The sequence below is a fragment of the Variovorax sp. DAIF25 genome (genome assembly GCF_050711835.1).
Classification (GTDB): Bacteria; Pseudomonadota; Gammaproteobacteria; order Burkholderiales; family Burkholderiaceae_C; genus Variovorax.
The window spans coordinates 5,554,517-5,568,670 of sequence record NZ_CP136636.1; the positions used below are offsets into that span (position 1 = coordinate 5,554,517).

At 64.3% G+C, this 14,154-nt stretch carries 15 protein-coding genes and 3 tRNA genes; 7 read left to right on the forward strand and 11 right to left on the reverse strand.

What is annotated here, in order from left to right:
* Nucleotides 1–41: 41 nt before the first annotated feature.
* The 6 genes from R0232_RS25575 to R0232_RS25600 are packed head-to-tail and all read left to right on the forward strand — an operon-like array spanning nucleotide 42 to nucleotide 3,456.
* Nucleotides 42–812, forward strand: coding sequence for a hypothetical protein (locus tag R0232_RS25575; RefSeq protein ID WP_431509890.1), 771 nt, complete (start codon nucleotides 42–44; stop codon nucleotides 810–812).
* Nucleotides 809–1,153, forward strand: a complete 345-nt coding sequence (locus tag R0232_RS25580; protein ID WP_431509891.1) for a hypothetical protein — start codon at nucleotides 809–811, stop codon at nucleotides 1,151–1,153. Before R0232_RS25575 ends, R0232_RS25580 begins: the two co-directional genes overlap by 4 nt.
* Nucleotides 1,150–1,932: a hypothetical protein gene (locus R0232_RS25585; protein WP_431509892.1), complete on the forward strand. Its 783-nt coding sequence runs from the start codon at nucleotides 1,150–1,152 to the stop codon at nucleotides 1,930–1,932. The genes R0232_RS25580 and R0232_RS25585 overlap by 4 nt, the downstream gene beginning before the upstream one ends.
* Nucleotides 1,929–2,135: a hypothetical protein gene (locus R0232_RS25590; protein ID WP_431509893.1), complete on the forward strand. Its 207-nt coding sequence runs from the start codon at nucleotides 1,929–1,931 to the stop codon at nucleotides 2,133–2,135. Before R0232_RS25585 ends, R0232_RS25590 begins: the two co-directional genes overlap by 4 nt.
* Nucleotides 2,132–2,362, forward strand: a complete 231-nt coding sequence (locus R0232_RS25595; RefSeq protein ID WP_431509894.1) for a DUF4224 domain-containing protein — start codon at nucleotides 2,132–2,134, stop codon at nucleotides 2,360–2,362. The genes R0232_RS25590 and R0232_RS25595 overlap by 4 nt, the downstream gene beginning before the upstream one ends.
* Nucleotides 2,359–3,456, forward strand: coding sequence for a hypothetical protein (locus tag R0232_RS25600; protein ID WP_431509895.1), 1,098 nt, complete (start codon nucleotides 2,359–2,361; stop codon nucleotides 3,454–3,456). The genes R0232_RS25595 and R0232_RS25600 overlap by 4 nt, the downstream gene beginning before the upstream one ends.
* Nucleotides 3,457–3,804: 348 nt before the next feature.
* Here R0232_RS25600 and R0232_RS25605 read toward each other — a convergent pair.
* From R0232_RS25605 to folC, 9 genes are all read right to left on the reverse strand, one after another.
* Nucleotides 3,805–3,881: transfer RNA gene (locus tag R0232_RS25605), tRNA-Asp, on the reverse strand.
* A gap of 69 nt (nucleotides 3,882–3,950) precedes the next feature.
* Nucleotides 3,951–4,026 (reverse strand) — tRNA-Glu (locus R0232_RS25610).
* Between the two features lie 55 nt (nucleotides 4,027–4,081).
* A tRNA-Ala gene (locus tag R0232_RS25615) sits at nucleotides 4,082–4,157 on the reverse strand.
* Nucleotides 4,158–4,229: 72 nt separating this feature from the next.
* Nucleotides 4,230–5,621 carry a glutamate--tRNA ligase gene (gene gltX, locus R0232_RS25620; protein ID WP_431509896.1) on the reverse strand — a complete coding sequence of 464 codons (1,392 nt, stop codon included), beginning with the start codon at nucleotides 5,619–5,621 and terminating at the stop codon, nucleotides 4,230–4,232.
* Nucleotides 5,622–5,632: 11 nt separating this feature from the next.
* Nucleotides 5,633–6,850, reverse strand: coding sequence for an O-succinylhomoserine sulfhydrylase (locus R0232_RS25625; RefSeq protein ID WP_431509897.1), 1,218 nt, complete (start codon nucleotides 6,848–6,850; stop codon nucleotides 5,633–5,635).
* Between the two features lie 44 nt (nucleotides 6,851–6,894).
* Nucleotides 6,895–8,394 (reverse strand): amidophosphoribosyltransferase, encoded by a 1,500-nt coding sequence (gene purF, locus R0232_RS25630; protein ID WP_208507909.1) that lies wholly within the window; start codon nucleotides 8,392–8,394, stop codon nucleotides 6,895–6,897.
* A 12-nt stretch (nucleotides 8,395–8,406) separates the two neighbouring features.
* Nucleotides 8,407–8,892, reverse strand: a complete 486-nt coding sequence (locus tag R0232_RS25635; protein WP_431509898.1) for a CvpA family protein — start codon at nucleotides 8,890–8,892, stop codon at nucleotides 8,407–8,409.
* A gap of 22 nt (nucleotides 8,893–8,914) precedes the next feature.
* A complete protein-coding gene (locus R0232_RS25640) occupies nucleotides 8,915–9,817 on the reverse strand; it encodes an SPOR domain-containing protein (RefSeq protein WP_208507908.1) in 903 nt (300 codons plus the stop codon).
* 93 nt (nucleotides 9,818–9,910) lie between these two features.
* On the reverse strand, nucleotides 9,911–11,209 hold the full coding sequence (folC, locus tag R0232_RS25645; protein WP_431512928.1) for a bifunctional tetrahydrofolate synthase/dihydrofolate synthase: 1,299 nt from the start codon (nucleotides 11,207–11,209) through the stop codon (nucleotides 9,911–9,913).
* Nucleotides 11,210–11,589: 380 nt separating this feature from the next.
* Here folC and R0232_RS25650 point away from each other — a divergent pair, with 380 nt between their 5' ends.
* Complete coding sequence (locus tag R0232_RS25650; RefSeq protein WP_431509899.1) at nucleotides 11,590–12,612, forward strand: hypothetical protein; 1,023 nt, start codon at nucleotides 11,590–11,592, stop codon at nucleotides 12,610–12,612.
* 129 nt (nucleotides 12,613–12,741) lie between these two features.
* Here R0232_RS25650 and R0232_RS25655 read toward each other — a convergent pair whose 3' ends face one another.
* Nucleotides 12,742–13,368, reverse strand: a complete 627-nt coding sequence (locus R0232_RS25655) for a hypothetical protein (protein ID WP_431509900.1) — start codon at nucleotides 13,366–13,368, stop codon at nucleotides 12,742–12,744.
* A 7-nt stretch (nucleotides 13,369–13,375) separates the two neighbouring features.
* Nucleotides 13,376–14,122, reverse strand: a complete 747-nt coding sequence (locus R0232_RS25660; RefSeq protein ID WP_431509901.1) for a superoxide dismutase — start codon at nucleotides 14,120–14,122, stop codon at nucleotides 13,376–13,378.
* Nucleotides 14,123–14,154: the final 32 nt, after the last annotated feature.

Here is a 14,154-nt window from a genome sequence, read left to right on the forward strand (position 1 = left end):
GGCGTTCTGTGACCCGAAACCCTCTGACAAGGAAACGAATCATGCAGGAGAGTAGCACGTTGGGCGCGCCTTTACAAAAGGCTCCGCGCGTCCACAGCATCCAGCAGCCCGCCGAGAAGTCTTTTCTCTTAGGGCGCGACCTCGCAATATCGATGCTGCGCGAGGCCGACAAGATCCAAGCAACTCAACCGGACAGCGCCTACTGCAGGCGAGCCTACCGCGATGGGAAAGCACAGCATCGGTTCGTCTCGTCCTCTATCGAAAAACTTCTGTCGAATCCGGCGCTGCTCGACGGATTCAGCGCGGTTCTGTCCGCCAAGCTCGCCGATCAGTGCGCGAGTCCAGCCGCCCACTATGCGCAGCCGATGGCCGAGTACCAGGGCGGGGCCGTGGGAGCCGATGGCACTTGCCCTCTGGACGACGAGGTATCAAACGAGGCACCTTCGCAAGCGTTGGACGCGCAGAGTCTCTTTGCCAAGCTGAGCGACCAAGCCACTGGCATATGGCTCTCAGCTACCGATCTTCTGCGTATGCACACCGATGTCCATGGGAATGACATCGTGCACGCCGCGGACTCTCTGGCTGACCTGAGCGCCGACCTGCTCGACAGCGCAATCGAAACCTACGACCCGCAGAAGCTCGACGAAGCCCATGGGGAGATGCGGCGAACGGCCGCATTGCTCAGCTATCGGATTACCGATCCGCGTGCCGAAGAAGTGGAGGTGCGCATGCTCGAGGGCATCCACTTCCTGATGGAGTCCAGCATGGAGCTGGTCATGGAAGCCCTCAAGCATCGGGGAGACGGAGCATGAGCGCCGTTCTCGAAAACCCGCGCGATGTGGCGGTGGCTACGAAAAAGCTGACGCGATCCTCCGTGCCCACGACGAAGGTGGACGCATCTGTCGATGATGCCAAGCGACACGAGCTCGCCTTCTGCGCCAACCTCCAGATTCAGCAGTTGGCGATGGCAGTGATCGCTCGACTGGAAGACTCCACTGAAGAAGTCACCGCCGAGGTCGGCATGCTTGCGCGCATCTGCCAACTTTCCGACATCGTCCATTTCTCCGCTCGACTCTATTACGGGTCGGACGAGTCCAACGACTCGCCGACCTTGGCAAGCCTGGATCGCATGTTCAAGGGATTCATCCGATGAACGCCGTCCTCGAAAAGCCCCGCCTCGCCAAGCGGACGAAGGCTGCACCGCAGGCGCCCGCCGATCCGTTGGCCGCGATCAACGCGTCTATCGGCGAAGCGATGAAGAAGCTGGAGATGGTTCACCACGCGCTGGTGGCCACGGACCTCGGCGAGCCGGCAGAACTGCTGGTTCGCGCCCTCATCGATAACTGGCTCCCGAGCGCCTTCGCACCGCTCGCGTACAAGCCACTGACGAAACCGGATCTCGAGCAGTGCTACGAGGCGATGTTCGTCCCGCTGGCCGCGCTCGAGGGTGCCATCGCCCTCACCAAAGGCACATTGCCCGAAACGACCCTGCAGGAAGCGCTGTCCCTTCTGGACCGGGCCAACACTGAAATGACCGAGCCCGCGCTGTTGGAGCAATTCCCGGAAGGCGAGGAATCCCAAGAGCCGCAAGCAGAGCAGCAGGAAGAAAAGCCTCGGCTGATCGCGCCGCGCATCCAAGAAATCACCGACACCCTCGGCACGATCACCGAAGCGATGTGGACCGCCGCGATGGCCTCGGCAACCGAACGCACCTGGGGCGCGGTGTACGTTGCAGAGATGGCCCGCGATAACCTGGTAGCAGCCCTCGAACAGGGCGATGAAGACGCCTTCCTTCCGGAAGTGGCGCGGATTGGTGTCTCCATCACCGTCATCGAGGCCGCGCTCGAGGTCGAGGACGACTCGGTGCTGCGTGTGTGTTCGATGGGCCTGCAGCGACTCAAGGACCGACTGGCTGCGGAGGTCGACCGGTGAGCAGCGTTCAGAAGCACCGCCCCAAGCTGCAACTGATCCCGCCGTCCCAGTCCATCGCAGACGCTGACTGGATCGCCTCGCGAGTCATGGAGCAGTTCGACAAGGCCATGCCGGAACTCTTCGCAGGCCGACCGTTGGGTGCACGCGCGAGCGCTCGAAACATCATCGTCCGGGCCCTCCTCGCGGAGGCATCGAAACGATGACCATCGTCTTGACCGAAGAGGAACTCGAGGCCATCACCGGCTACAAGGTGTCGACCATGCAGCTTGCCGTGCTGCACCGGCGCGGCTTCTACCGCGCGTTCATCGGCCGCAAGGGCGTGGTGCTCGAGCGCAGCCACTACGAGGCCGTGACCCGCGGTGAGTCCACTTCCACGACCGGCGGCGCCAAGAAGTCGATCAACCTCTCGCACCTGAAACTCGCACAATGATTCGCGCAAGAGCTACCCCGGACGGTCTCCCCTTCCGGGTCTACGAGAGGTACGGCAAGAAGGTCTACAGCATCGGCTACAAGATGAAGTCCGGCCGCTGGGCGTTCAAGCTGCGATGCCAAGTCGACGATGCCAACCAGGTGCGCAAGCTCCGTCGGCAAGCCATCGAGGACTCGGCGCGCATCATGGACGATGTGCCCGAAGGAGGCTTCAGCGGTTTGGTGACGGCCTGGTTCGCGTGGCAGGAGGGACTGCCCGACACGTCTGCGGAAAAGCGCGCCGAATCGACGCGCACCGAGAACCGCCGCGAAGCCGACATGCTGCTCAAGTCCTTCGGGCACCTCGAGGTCGGCGAGATCACCCGATCGATGGGCTACCAGTACCTCGAGGCCCATCAAGAAGCCGGCCGGCCCGAGAAGTCGAACAAGGAAATCGCGCTCGCTCGCCTCATCCTCGAGTACGCCATCCGCAAAGGGATGATCGAGACGAACCCGTTCGACAAGCTCACCAAGAACAAGCGGGTCAAGGAAGCGAAGCGCTACGTCACGCACGACGAGCTCGAGATCGTCGTGGCCACCGGCCGCGAGCTCGGCGGCCCGTATCACATCATCGCCCTCGCGCTGAAGACCGCATGGCTCTGCGTGCGCCGGTCCTTCGAGGTCCGCAAGGTCACCATCGACGCGATCACGGACGCCGGCATCCTCTGGACCGACTCCAAAGATCCGACGAAGCCGAAGATCCTGATCGAGTGGTCCCCCGAGCTGAAGGAAACCGTCGAGGAAGCCCGCGCTATCAAGCGCAACAAGCTGGCTGGCTCGTTCCTGCTGTTCGGCAACCTGCAGGGGCAGCGCTACACGAAGTCGGGATGGGGGAAGCTGCTGGGCACGCTGATGGCAACCGCGGAGGAGCACGCGCGTGCTCTAGATCTAGAGTTCGAGCACTTCTCGCTGCAGGACTGCCGGCCCAAGGGCGTGAGCGACAAGCTCGAGGCGGGTCACACGGACACCCAGGAAGCCACGCTGCACACGGACGGGAAGATGATCGCCCGGGTCTACGACCGCCGGCAGCTGAAAAAGGCCTCGCCCGCCGCTTGAGGAGACTACCGCTCTGCGCCAGGGTCGAACTCGTACATCTCGCGCACGATTCGCTCGGCATCAGCGTAGGCTTGCTTCGAACCGTAGGGGGTCGACGTTGTGTAACCCCAGATGCCGACGCCCGTTGAACCAGGCGGACTTGCTGCGAACGCCATCCCCGAGTCGAAGTCGGGTTGCTCAGCCAAGACCTCGTTTAGGAGCTCGAGGTGCTTCTGGGCCGTTACCGAAACCTTGGACATCACGCATCTCCATGAGGACGATGAGCTCAGCATATTCCAAAGTGCCCCGAAACGAATTCCAAAAAGACAAACGGGCTACGTGATTTCTCACGTAACCCGTTGTTTTATATGGCGGAGTGGACGGGACTCGAACCCGCGACCCCCGGCGTGACAGGCCGGTATTCTAACCAACTGAACTACCACTCCTGGTAGACAACGTTCACTCCTTGCGGAGTCGAGTGTTGACGACTCGTGCCTGCTTCACTTGCATGAAACTGGCGACCCTACGGGGATTCGAACCCCGGTAGCCACCGTGAAAGGGTGGTGTCCTAGGCCTCTAGACGATAGGGTCAAAACCTTAGGAACCGTGCTGCGATCAGCACTTCTTCTCTTCTCGACACTTTTGATGGTGGAGGTAAACGGGATCGAACCGATGACCTCTTGCATGCCATGCAAGCGCTCTCCCAGCTGAGCTATACCCCCTCTTTGACATTCCAGTGCTTCTTTTCAGAATCACCTTGTGTCGGTGTCGAGCCTCAAATTATAGACCGGTTTTTAGGCCACTTTCAAACGTTCGATGATTTTTTCTTTAGAAAAAATCGCGAGGACCGCATCGAGCGATGGCGTCTGTGGGGTTCCCATCACGAGAACACGCACCGGCATCGCCAGAGCAGGCATCTTGAGCGAATGCGCAGCCAGGGTTTCCTTGATGGCCGCGGCGATCGTCGCCTTGTCCCACGTCGGAAGGGTGGAGAGTTTATCCGCAAGCGTGGCCACCGCAGGCTTCACGGCATCGGTGATGTGTTGCGCACGATCAGCTTCGCTCGCGTGGACGTCTGCATAGAAGGCCGCGGCCCAATCGGCCAGCGCGACCGTGGTCTCGCAGCGGTCCTTGAACAGTGCGCAGATGGCGGCGAGCCGATCGTCGGCTTCGATGCCGCGCTTCTTCAGTTGTGCGGCCACCAGCGGCGCGAGCGCGTCATCGGGCTTGGCCTTGATGTACTGCGCGTTGACCCACGCGAGCTTGGCCGCGTCCCATTGCGCGGGGCTCTTCGACAGGTGCGACCCGTCGAACCAGCTCACCATCTGCTCGCGCGTGAACAGCTCGTCGTCGCCGTGGCTCCAGCCGAGGCGCGCAAGGTAGTTGAGCATCGCCTCGGGCAGGTAGCCGTTGTCTTCGTAAGCGGTCACGCTCACGGCGCCGCGGCGCTTCGAGAGCTTCTGGCCGTCGTCGCCGAGGATCACGGGCACATGGCCGAACTGCGGCAGCGGCGCGCCGAGCGCGTGGAAGATGTTGATCTGCCACGGCGTGTTGTTGATGTGCTCGTCACCGCGGAACACGTGCGTGATGTTCATGTCCCAGTCGTCGACCACCACGGCGAAGTTGTAGGTGGGCACACCGTCGGGCCGCAGGATGATCAGGTCGTCGATCTCGCGGTTGTTGATGGTGATCTCGCCCTTGACGAGGTCGCTCCAGGTCACGTCGCCCTCGGGCGGGTTGCAGAAGCGCACCACCGGCGGCACGCCCTCGGGCACGGGCGGCAACACCTTGCCGGGCTCGGGGCGCCAGCGGCGGTCGTACAGGGTCTTCTCGCCGCGCGCCTTCTGGGCCTCGCGCATCTCGTCGAGCTCGGCGGGCGTGGCGTAGCAGTGGTAGGCCGTGCCGGCTTCGAGCATCTGCGCGATCACGGCGCGGTAGCGCTCGAGACGCTGCATCTGGTAGACCGGGCCTTCGTCGTAGTCGAGGCCGAGCCAGTGCATCGACGCGAGGATCTGGTCGGTCGAATCCTGCGTGGAGCGCGCGACGTCGGTGTCCTCGATGCGCAGCACGAACTCGCCGCCGTGGTGGCGCGCATAGGCCCACGAATAGAGCGCGGTGCGCGCGGTGCCCAGGTGCAGGAAGCCGGTGGGAGACGGAGCGATGCGGGTGCGGACTTTGCCGGTCATGGAGGCGGGATTCAGAAATTCAGGGTGGAAAGGCCGCGCGACAGGTCGGCCTTGATGTCGTCGACGTGCTCGAGACCGACCGCGAGGCGGATCAGGCCCTGGCCGATGCCGGCTGCCTGGCGCTGGTCCTCGGACAAGCGTCCGTGCGAAGTGGTGGCCGGGTGCGAGATGATGGTCTTCACGTCGCCGAGGTTGGTGGCGATGCTCACGACCTCGGTGCTGTTGATGACGTGGAAGGCGTTGGCGCGCGCGGTCTCGGGATCGCCGCCCTTCACGATGAAGGACACGACCGCCCCGCCCTGCCCGGCCTGCTGGCGCATCGCCAGTTCATGCTGCGGATGCGAGGCGAGCCCCGGGTAGTACACGCGCTCGATGCCCGGCTGGGCCTCGAGCCATTGCGCAACGGCCAGCGCGTTCGCGCAGTGCGCCTGCATGCGCACGTTGAGCGTCTCGAGCCCCTTGAGCACGACCCAGGCATTGAACGGCGACAACACCATGCCCGCGGTGCGCACCACCGGGCCGAACACGTCGACGATCAGCTTCGAGGGACCGCAGATCGCGCCCGCCATCACGCGGCCCTGGCCGTCGAGATGCTTGGTGCCCGAATGGATGATCAGGTCGGCGCCGAGCTCGGCGGGCCGTTGCAGCGCGGGCGAGCAGAAGCAGTTGTCGACCGCGAGCAGCGCACCCGCCTCGTGCGCCACGTCGGCCAGCGCGCGGATGTCGCAGACCTCGGTCAGCGGATTGGTCGGCGTCTCGGCGAACAGCAGCTTGGTGGTGGGCCGCACCGCGGCGCGCCACTCGGCCACGTCGGTCTGCGAGACGAAGGTGGTCTCGACGCCGAACTTGCCGAACTCGCGCCCGATCAGGTTGATGGTAGAGCCGAACATCGAGCGCGAGCACACGACATGGTCGCCGGCCTTGAGCAGGCCCATGCACATCATGAGGATCGCACCCATGCCGCTGGAAGCGGCGATCGCGGCCTCGGTGCCTTCCATCGCGGCGAGCCGGCGCTCGAAGCTGCTGACGGTGGGGTTCGAGGTGCGCGCGTAGGTGAAGCCTTCCTCGGTGCCGGCGAAGCGGCGGGCCGAGGTCTCGGCGTCGGGCTGCACGAAGCCGCTGGTGAGGTAGAGCGCTTCGGAGTGCTCGCCATGCACGCTGCGTTCGAGCGCGGTGCGCAGGGCCAGCGTGTCACGGTGCAGGCCGGGAGGCAGGGGTCGATCGGTCACGGAAACTTTCGGGCGCGAGGCCAACGAGGAATGTCGGAAGGAGATCAGCTCAGGTTGGGCAGCGCGAGGCGCGAGGAATCCTCTTCGGTCTCCTCGATGCGCGGACGGTTGCCGTTCATGCGCGAGATGGCTTCGGTGTCGATGTCGCCAGTGACGTAGACGCCGTCGAAGCACGAGGCATCGAAGCCGTCGAGCTTGCCGTTGAGCGAGCCGATGGCGCGCTTCATCGCGTCGACGTCCTGGTAGATCAGCGCGTCGCAGCCGATCAGCTCGCGGATCTCTTCCACGGTGCGGTCGTGCGCCACCAGTTCGTCCTTGGTCGGCATGTCGATGCCATAGACGTTGGGGTAGCGCACCGGCGGCGCGGCGCTCGCGAGGTAGACCTTGCGCGCGCCGGCGTCGCGCGCCATCTGCACGATCTCGCGGCTGGTGGTGCCGCGCACGATCGAGTCGTCGACCAGCAGCACGTTGCGGCCCTTGAACTCGCTCGCGATCACGTTGAGCTTCTGGCGCACCGACTTCTTGCGCACGCCCTGGCCCGGCATGATGAAGGTGCGGCCCACGTAGCGGTTCTTGACGAAGCCCTCGCGGTACGGAATGCCCAGCAGGTGCGCGAGTTGCGTCGCGCTCGGGCGGCTCGATTCGGGGATCGGGATGATCACGTCGATCTGGTTCGGCGGCACGGTCGAGACCACGCGCTTGGCCAGCGTCTCGCCGAGGTTCAGGCGCGCCTGGTAGACCGAGATGCCGTCGAGCACCGAGTCGGGACGTGCCAGATACACGAACTCGAAGATGCAGGGATTGAGCGTGGGCGCCTCGGCGCACTGCATCGAATGGAGCTGGCCCTGCATGTCGACGAACACCGCCTCGCCCGGCAGCACGTTGCGTTCGAAGGTGTGGCCCGAGCCCTCGAGCGCCACCGATTCGCTGGCCACCATCACGGTGCCGTCGGCACTGCGGCCGATGCACAGCGGGCGGATGCCGTAGGGATCGCGGAAGGCCAGCAGGCCGTGGCCCGCGATCAGCGACACCACGGCGTACGAGCCGCGCAGGCGCTTGTGCATGCTGCGCACCGCGGCGAAGACCTCGGCCGGGTTCAGCGGCACGCCGTGCGAGGACTGCTCGAGCTCGTTGGCGAGCACGTTGAGCAGCACCTCGGAGTCGCTGTCGGTGTTGGTGTGGCGGTGGTCGGTCGAGAACAGCTCGGCGCGCAGCGCATGGGCGTTCGTCAGGTTGCCGTTGTGCACCAGCACGATGCCGAAGGGCGCGTTGACGTAGAAGGGCTGCGCCTCTTCCTCGCTGTAGGCGTTGCCGGCGGTCGGGTAGCGCACCTGGCCCAGGCCCACGCTGCCGGGCAGCGCGCGCATGTTGCGGGTGCGGAACACGTCGCGCACCATGCCCTTGGCCTTGTGCATGAAGAACTTGCGTTCCTGCAGCGTGACGATGCCGGCGGCATCCTGGCCGCGGTGCTGCAGCAGCAGCAGCGCGTCATAGAGCAGCTGGTTGACGGGTGCGTTGCTGACAACGCCGACGATTCCACACATGAAGCGATCCTCTCAGGGCAGGTAGCTTGCCAATTTTTCGGGCAATGCAGGCTTCAGGCTCTGCAATGCCGCGTCGAGAACAACGGCGCTGCGCGATTCGTGCCACCAGGCACTGTCGCTCAACGCCAGCAAATGAACAACCACTGCCAACACCAGCAGCGCCAGCGCGCCCCGGGCCGCGCCGAAGGCACCGCCCAGGATCCGGTCGACCGGACGCAATCCCACGGCGGCGATCAGCTTGCGCGTCAACGAGGCCATCAGGCCCACGCCGAACGCGACCGCCACGAACAGCAGCACGAAGGCCAGCGGATAGCGCCAGGACGCCTGCGGATCGCCGGCCGGCAACCAGGCCGCCACATCGGACGCGAACCACTGCGCCACCACGAACGCCACCACCCAGCCGATCAGCGAAATCACTTCGAACACCAGCCCGCGCACGAGGCCGAACAGCATCGACACCACGATGAGTGCGACGGCGATCCAGTCGAGCAAGGCCACGGCGACTACAGGCGGTGGCGAATTACAAGGTGAGGATCGCGGCCGACAAAGACAAGGCCTTCACCCGCTCGGCGGCCTTGTCGGCCTCGGCGCGCGAGCCGAAGGGACCGACACGCACACGCGTGCGTTCGCCGTCGGCCGTCTTCGCCACGTTCACATAGGTCTTGAGGCCGGCCTTCTCGAGCTTCTGCCGCACCTCGCGGGCCTTGTCGGCATCGGCGAAGGCACCAACCTGCACCACGAAGCGGCCGTTGTCGTCGGACGCGGCGGCGGGCTTGGGCGTGGCCGGCGCGGCGGCGATGGGCTTGCCTTCGAGCAGCGCGCGGGCACGCGCGCCGTCGTCGACCGCGGCGGGCTTGGGCGCGGGCTTCGGTTCCGGCTTGGCCTCGGGCTTGGGTTCGGGCTTCGGCTTGGGCTCGGGCTTGGCTTCGGGCTTGTGTTCCGGCTTGGGCTCCGGTTTCGGCTCGGGCTTGGGTTCGGCCGGCTTGGCCGGCGCGGGGGCCGGCGCCTGTGCGCTGTTGACCGGCCGGCCCGAGGCATCGATCTCGGTGCCGTCGGCGGTCTCGGTGATGATGCCGCCGCTCGATGCGGCCGGGGGACGCGACGGCGTCGCGGCGGCCACGCGGGTGTCGCCGTTGTCGCTGCCGCTGGTGGCGGCCGGCGCGGGTACCTGCGGCACCGGCAGCGGCTTGACCTTGTTGCGGTCTGGAATCTCGATCGGGATGTCGACCGACACCGGGCGCGGCTGGGTGTCGAACAGCAGCGGGAAACCGATCACGCCCAGCAGCACCAGCACCGCGGCGCCCAGCAGGCGGTGGCGGGCGCGACGACGCATGGATTCGACACTTTCCGCCGGCACCGCAGCCGGTGCACTGCGTCCTTCGTTGCCTTGTGGGCCGCGCGCGCGGAACTTGAAAAACGCCATGAAGTTCGGTCCCTGAAGGAGTGCTGCGAGTGATGCGGGAAGCTGCGGAATCCGGCGCGATCGACCTGCGAATCAGCCGCCGGGCGACAAGGTTTAGGACAGGTGTTTGGCTTGCAGCCGGGGGGTGCCATGCTCGAGCACGCCGCCCACGGTGAAGAACGATCCGAAGACCACGATTCTATCAGCGGGGTCCGCGCGCTCGATGGCCGCCTGGAGCGCCTGCATGGGGTCGACGAAGACCTCGCCGGCGGCGTCCTTGCGCGTGTTCTGCGCCTGCCATGTCGCCAGCAGGTCGGCCGCCTTGGCGGCGCGCGCGGTCGGCAGGTCGGTGAAGTACCAGCGGTCGATCAGCGGCCCGATGCGCGCGAGGATCGGCGCCAGGTCCTTGTCCGCCATCACGCCGAACACGGCATGGGTGGTCGGGTAGAAGCCCATCGCGTCGAGGTTCTCGGCCAGCGCGGCCACGGCATGCGCGTTGTGCGCCACGTCGAGCACCAGCACCGGCTGGCCCGGCACGATCTGGAAGCGCCCCGGCAGCTCGACCATCGCGAGGCCGCTGCGGATCGCCTGCGCCGTCACCGGCAGCTGCTGGCGCAGCGACTCGAGCGCCGCCAGCACGCCGGCCGCGTTGACCAGCTGGTTGGCGCCGCGCAGCGCCGGATAGGCCAGCCCGCTGTAGCGTCGGCCGCGGCCGCTCCAGCCCCATTGCTGCTTGTCGCCCGAGACGTTGAAGTCGCGCCCGAAGCGCCAGAGGTCGGCGCCGATGGCCTCGGCATGGTCGATCACGCTCTGCGGCGGCATCGGGTCGCTGACGATGGCCGGCTTGCCGGCGCGCAGGATGCCGGCCTTCTCGAAGCCGATGCTCTCGCGGTCGGGGCCGAGGAATTCCATGTGGTCGAGGTCGATGCTGGTGATCACCGAGCAGTCGGCGTCGATGATGTTGACCGCGTCGAGCCGGCCGCCGAGGCCGACCTCGAGGATCGCCACGTCGGGCCTCTCCTCGATCATGCAGCGCAGGATGCCGAGCGTCGTGAACTCGAAATAGGTCAGCGGCATGTCGCCCCGGGCCTTTTCCACGGCTTCGAAGTTTGCTATCAGTTTGGAAGCATCGACGGGTTGGCCCGACAGGCGCAGCCGCTCCTCGAAGTGCACCAGGTGGGGCGAGGTGAAGACCGCCGTGCGATAGCCGGCGTGCATCAGGATCGACTCCAGCATGGCGCAGGTCGAGCCCTTGCCGTTGGTGCCGGCCACCGTGATCACGGGGCAGCCGAAGCGCAGCGCCATGCGCTGGGCCATCTCGCGCGCGCGCTCGAGTCCGAGCTCGATGTTCTTGGGATGCAGGCGCTCGGCGCGCTCGAGCCAGTCGTTCAGGGTTTCCATGGAGGCCGGGATTGTCGCCCACCCGCCGCTCGCGCATCATCGGCGCCATGACAACCCCTTCGACCACTCTGTACGGCCGACTGGTACGGTTGATAAAAATCAAACAAAATAAGCTGCCACACCGCAAGCCATTGATTTTAAAGGAAAAATCTCTCTGCATCCTAATTTTTGCGACAATCTCTCACGAAAACGCACTTTAATTGCATCGTTTCGGCGCCGGATCGCGATTTAAAGTGCAACCGTCCATGTTCAGAAATGTGTTCACGGCTTAATGCGCGATCTTGTGGCACCTCCAAAAGCGGCATTAGGTGGCTATAAACACGCGGCGATTCATTCTTCCGCGCAACAATCACGCTAGCAGCTCCTACCGCCCTGCGGCTGGCCACGTCGGCATGGCTTTCCCGCTGCCCTTCGTTCAGGCACGATCCGCGTTCGCCAAGATCGCCAAAATGAAGCTGCCACCGAAGCATTCCCCTCCCCGTCGACAAATCATTCGGAGGAGTGCCCCTTTTGACCTATATGCGCTGCGCGGGGAGACACCCAGCTTCGCGCACGTCCTAGCGAATGCAATCGAGCAGCTCACGGAGCTTCCAGATTTTTCGGAAGCCAAGAGCGTCGCTGTGATGACGGACTTTGGTGGCGAGCATCCTGGCGCGCGGTTCAACACTTATTCGTTTCTCTTCCTTGCGTCCGACCGAAACGGTCCTTTCGCGGAAGCAATGAGCGACCTCCGAGAAAGACACGGCATCCTCGAGCCATACAGCGAATTCAGGTACAAGCGGCTCGCGTCCGGAGGACGCAGTCGAGCGCTTCCTGAGTTTCTTCAAGCGGTCGACGGCTTGATCCATGGGGCCGTCATCACGGTGGCCGTTGAGAAACAGATCGACTCTTTGTTCGGCGGCGCGGCTCGAATCGAAGAAACGCTTTCCGAGATGGGCTTCGGCCGATGGAAAAAGGGCGCCGGAGAGAAAGTCCTTCGCGTAGGCCACACGTTCGCGATTTTCGCCTCTCTGCTCGTAAGGCCCGATCAACCGATCATCTGGTACTGCGACAAGGACGCGATCAACGAAGACGGGCGGGAGCGCACGTTTGAAAACACTCAACGGTTGTTCGCGAGCGCGCTTCGGATGTACTCGAAGGAAAGGTCGGCGCAGCTGATGTCTGGGAAGTCGCTCGATAAGAAGTCGTTTCTTGACGACCTCTTGAGCGTGCCGGATTTCGCAGCCGGAGTAGTTCAAGACCTCTTGGCCGGACACGAAACAGGAAAAAACGTCGCTGGCGGCGATGAAAAAATCCAGGTCATGAAGTGGATGGCGGCAGAGAGCAAATTCCTCTCCAAGAAAACTATTCAGATCCTTCAGCGCGGCGACGAAATCTTCAGTACAAAGGTGGATTTCTCGCCGGTGGCGCAATAGCGTAGGCCTGTGTGACTGCGCAACGGGCGAGCGATACCAGCCGTCTTGTTGTCTGCCAAGGCCCATCAACCGGCCCCTTGTATCGACTGGCCGATGAGCCGCAAGAATGCATTTTTCGATGTCGGACCATCAGGGCTTCGTGGTCATCCCAAAACTGAAGTCATCGAAGGCAGTGATGCTGTCAGCCTTGGTCCATACACCCACCGCACCAGGACCTGCGATGTGGTTGTCCTCGATGTCAATGGCCGTTTTGCCATCGAGCAGCACCAGGATGCGGGTGCCCTTGAACTCCACACGCAACGTATGCCACGCGTAGGCGGACACCGGCGCGTCGACATACTTCAGCGTTTTCCGCGCGCCGCCCTCGGTCCAGTACAGCGAGACATTGTTTTCCAGCGCATTGGCCCGCGCCACGTAGTAGCGGTCGCCATCCTTCCAGCGCCAGACCACTCCCCCGGCCTGATCTTCGCGCCCCTTCATCGGCTTGAACTTCACCTCGACGAAGCCATCGGTGATGACCGCATCGGAGCGAACGCACCAGGGAAAGGTCCCGGAGCCCGACTGAATGAGCACATTGGGAGGGCTTGGTGCGCTGGCGTCCGCCTCGACGGTCCAGCGTGGGCTTCCGCGCCCTGTGACACCGCATGTCCAGCCGACAGGAGGCCTGCCGGTGGCATCGGTATCGAAGCGCAGAGTCTGCGCGAGAGGCGCCCCCGCTGCGAAGAGGGTCGCAGCGAGCAAGAAGCTTCGCTTCACGATGGCCTCACGCCTTGGCGGCGCCGCTGACCGCAAGCCGTTCTGCGACTTTCTCCCACTGGACGTTCTGGAAGAAGGCATCGATGTACTTCGCGGCTGCGGCACCAAAGTCCATCTGGTAGGCGTGCTCGTACATGTCCATCACCAGGATCGGCGTGGTGGCTGCTGGCCCGTGCGCGTGGTCCGCCATCCAGTAGTTCTCGAGCTGCCGCGTGTGCTGGTTGAAGCCCAGCACCACCCAGCCTGATCCGCCACCCAGGCCTGCGGCGATGCGGCGGAACTCCGTCTCCCAGACATCGAAGCTGCCGAACGATTTTGCAATCACCTGACGCTCGCTCGCGCCAGCCTGGCCGCTGCCCCCGAGGTTGTCGAAGTACTGCTCATGCAGCACGACCGAGCCGGTACGCAGCAGATGCTCGCGCTTGAGATCGTTGTAGACGTAGGGCTGGAGTTCCTTGTCAGCCAGCGCTTCGCCCAGGCGCTTCTTCACCACGGCCAGGGCTTTCACCGAGCCGCCGTAGTTGTTCTCCCAGTGCGAGCGGATCAGCCGCTCCGAGATGTTGCTGAGCTTGGCGGGGTCGAATGGCAAGGGCTTGAGGGTGCCGCTGCTCTGGAAGGCTGGTGCATTGGTCATGGGGGTCTCTTTCGAAGGATCGGTTGCAGCCATGGCGGTGGCGGACAGCGCAAGCGATCCAGCGCCTACCGCCGCAGTGGTGACGAAGTCTCTGCGCGTGGGTTTCGATTCGTGGTTCATCAGGTCCTCGGTTCGAGCGCGTGCTCGAGGGT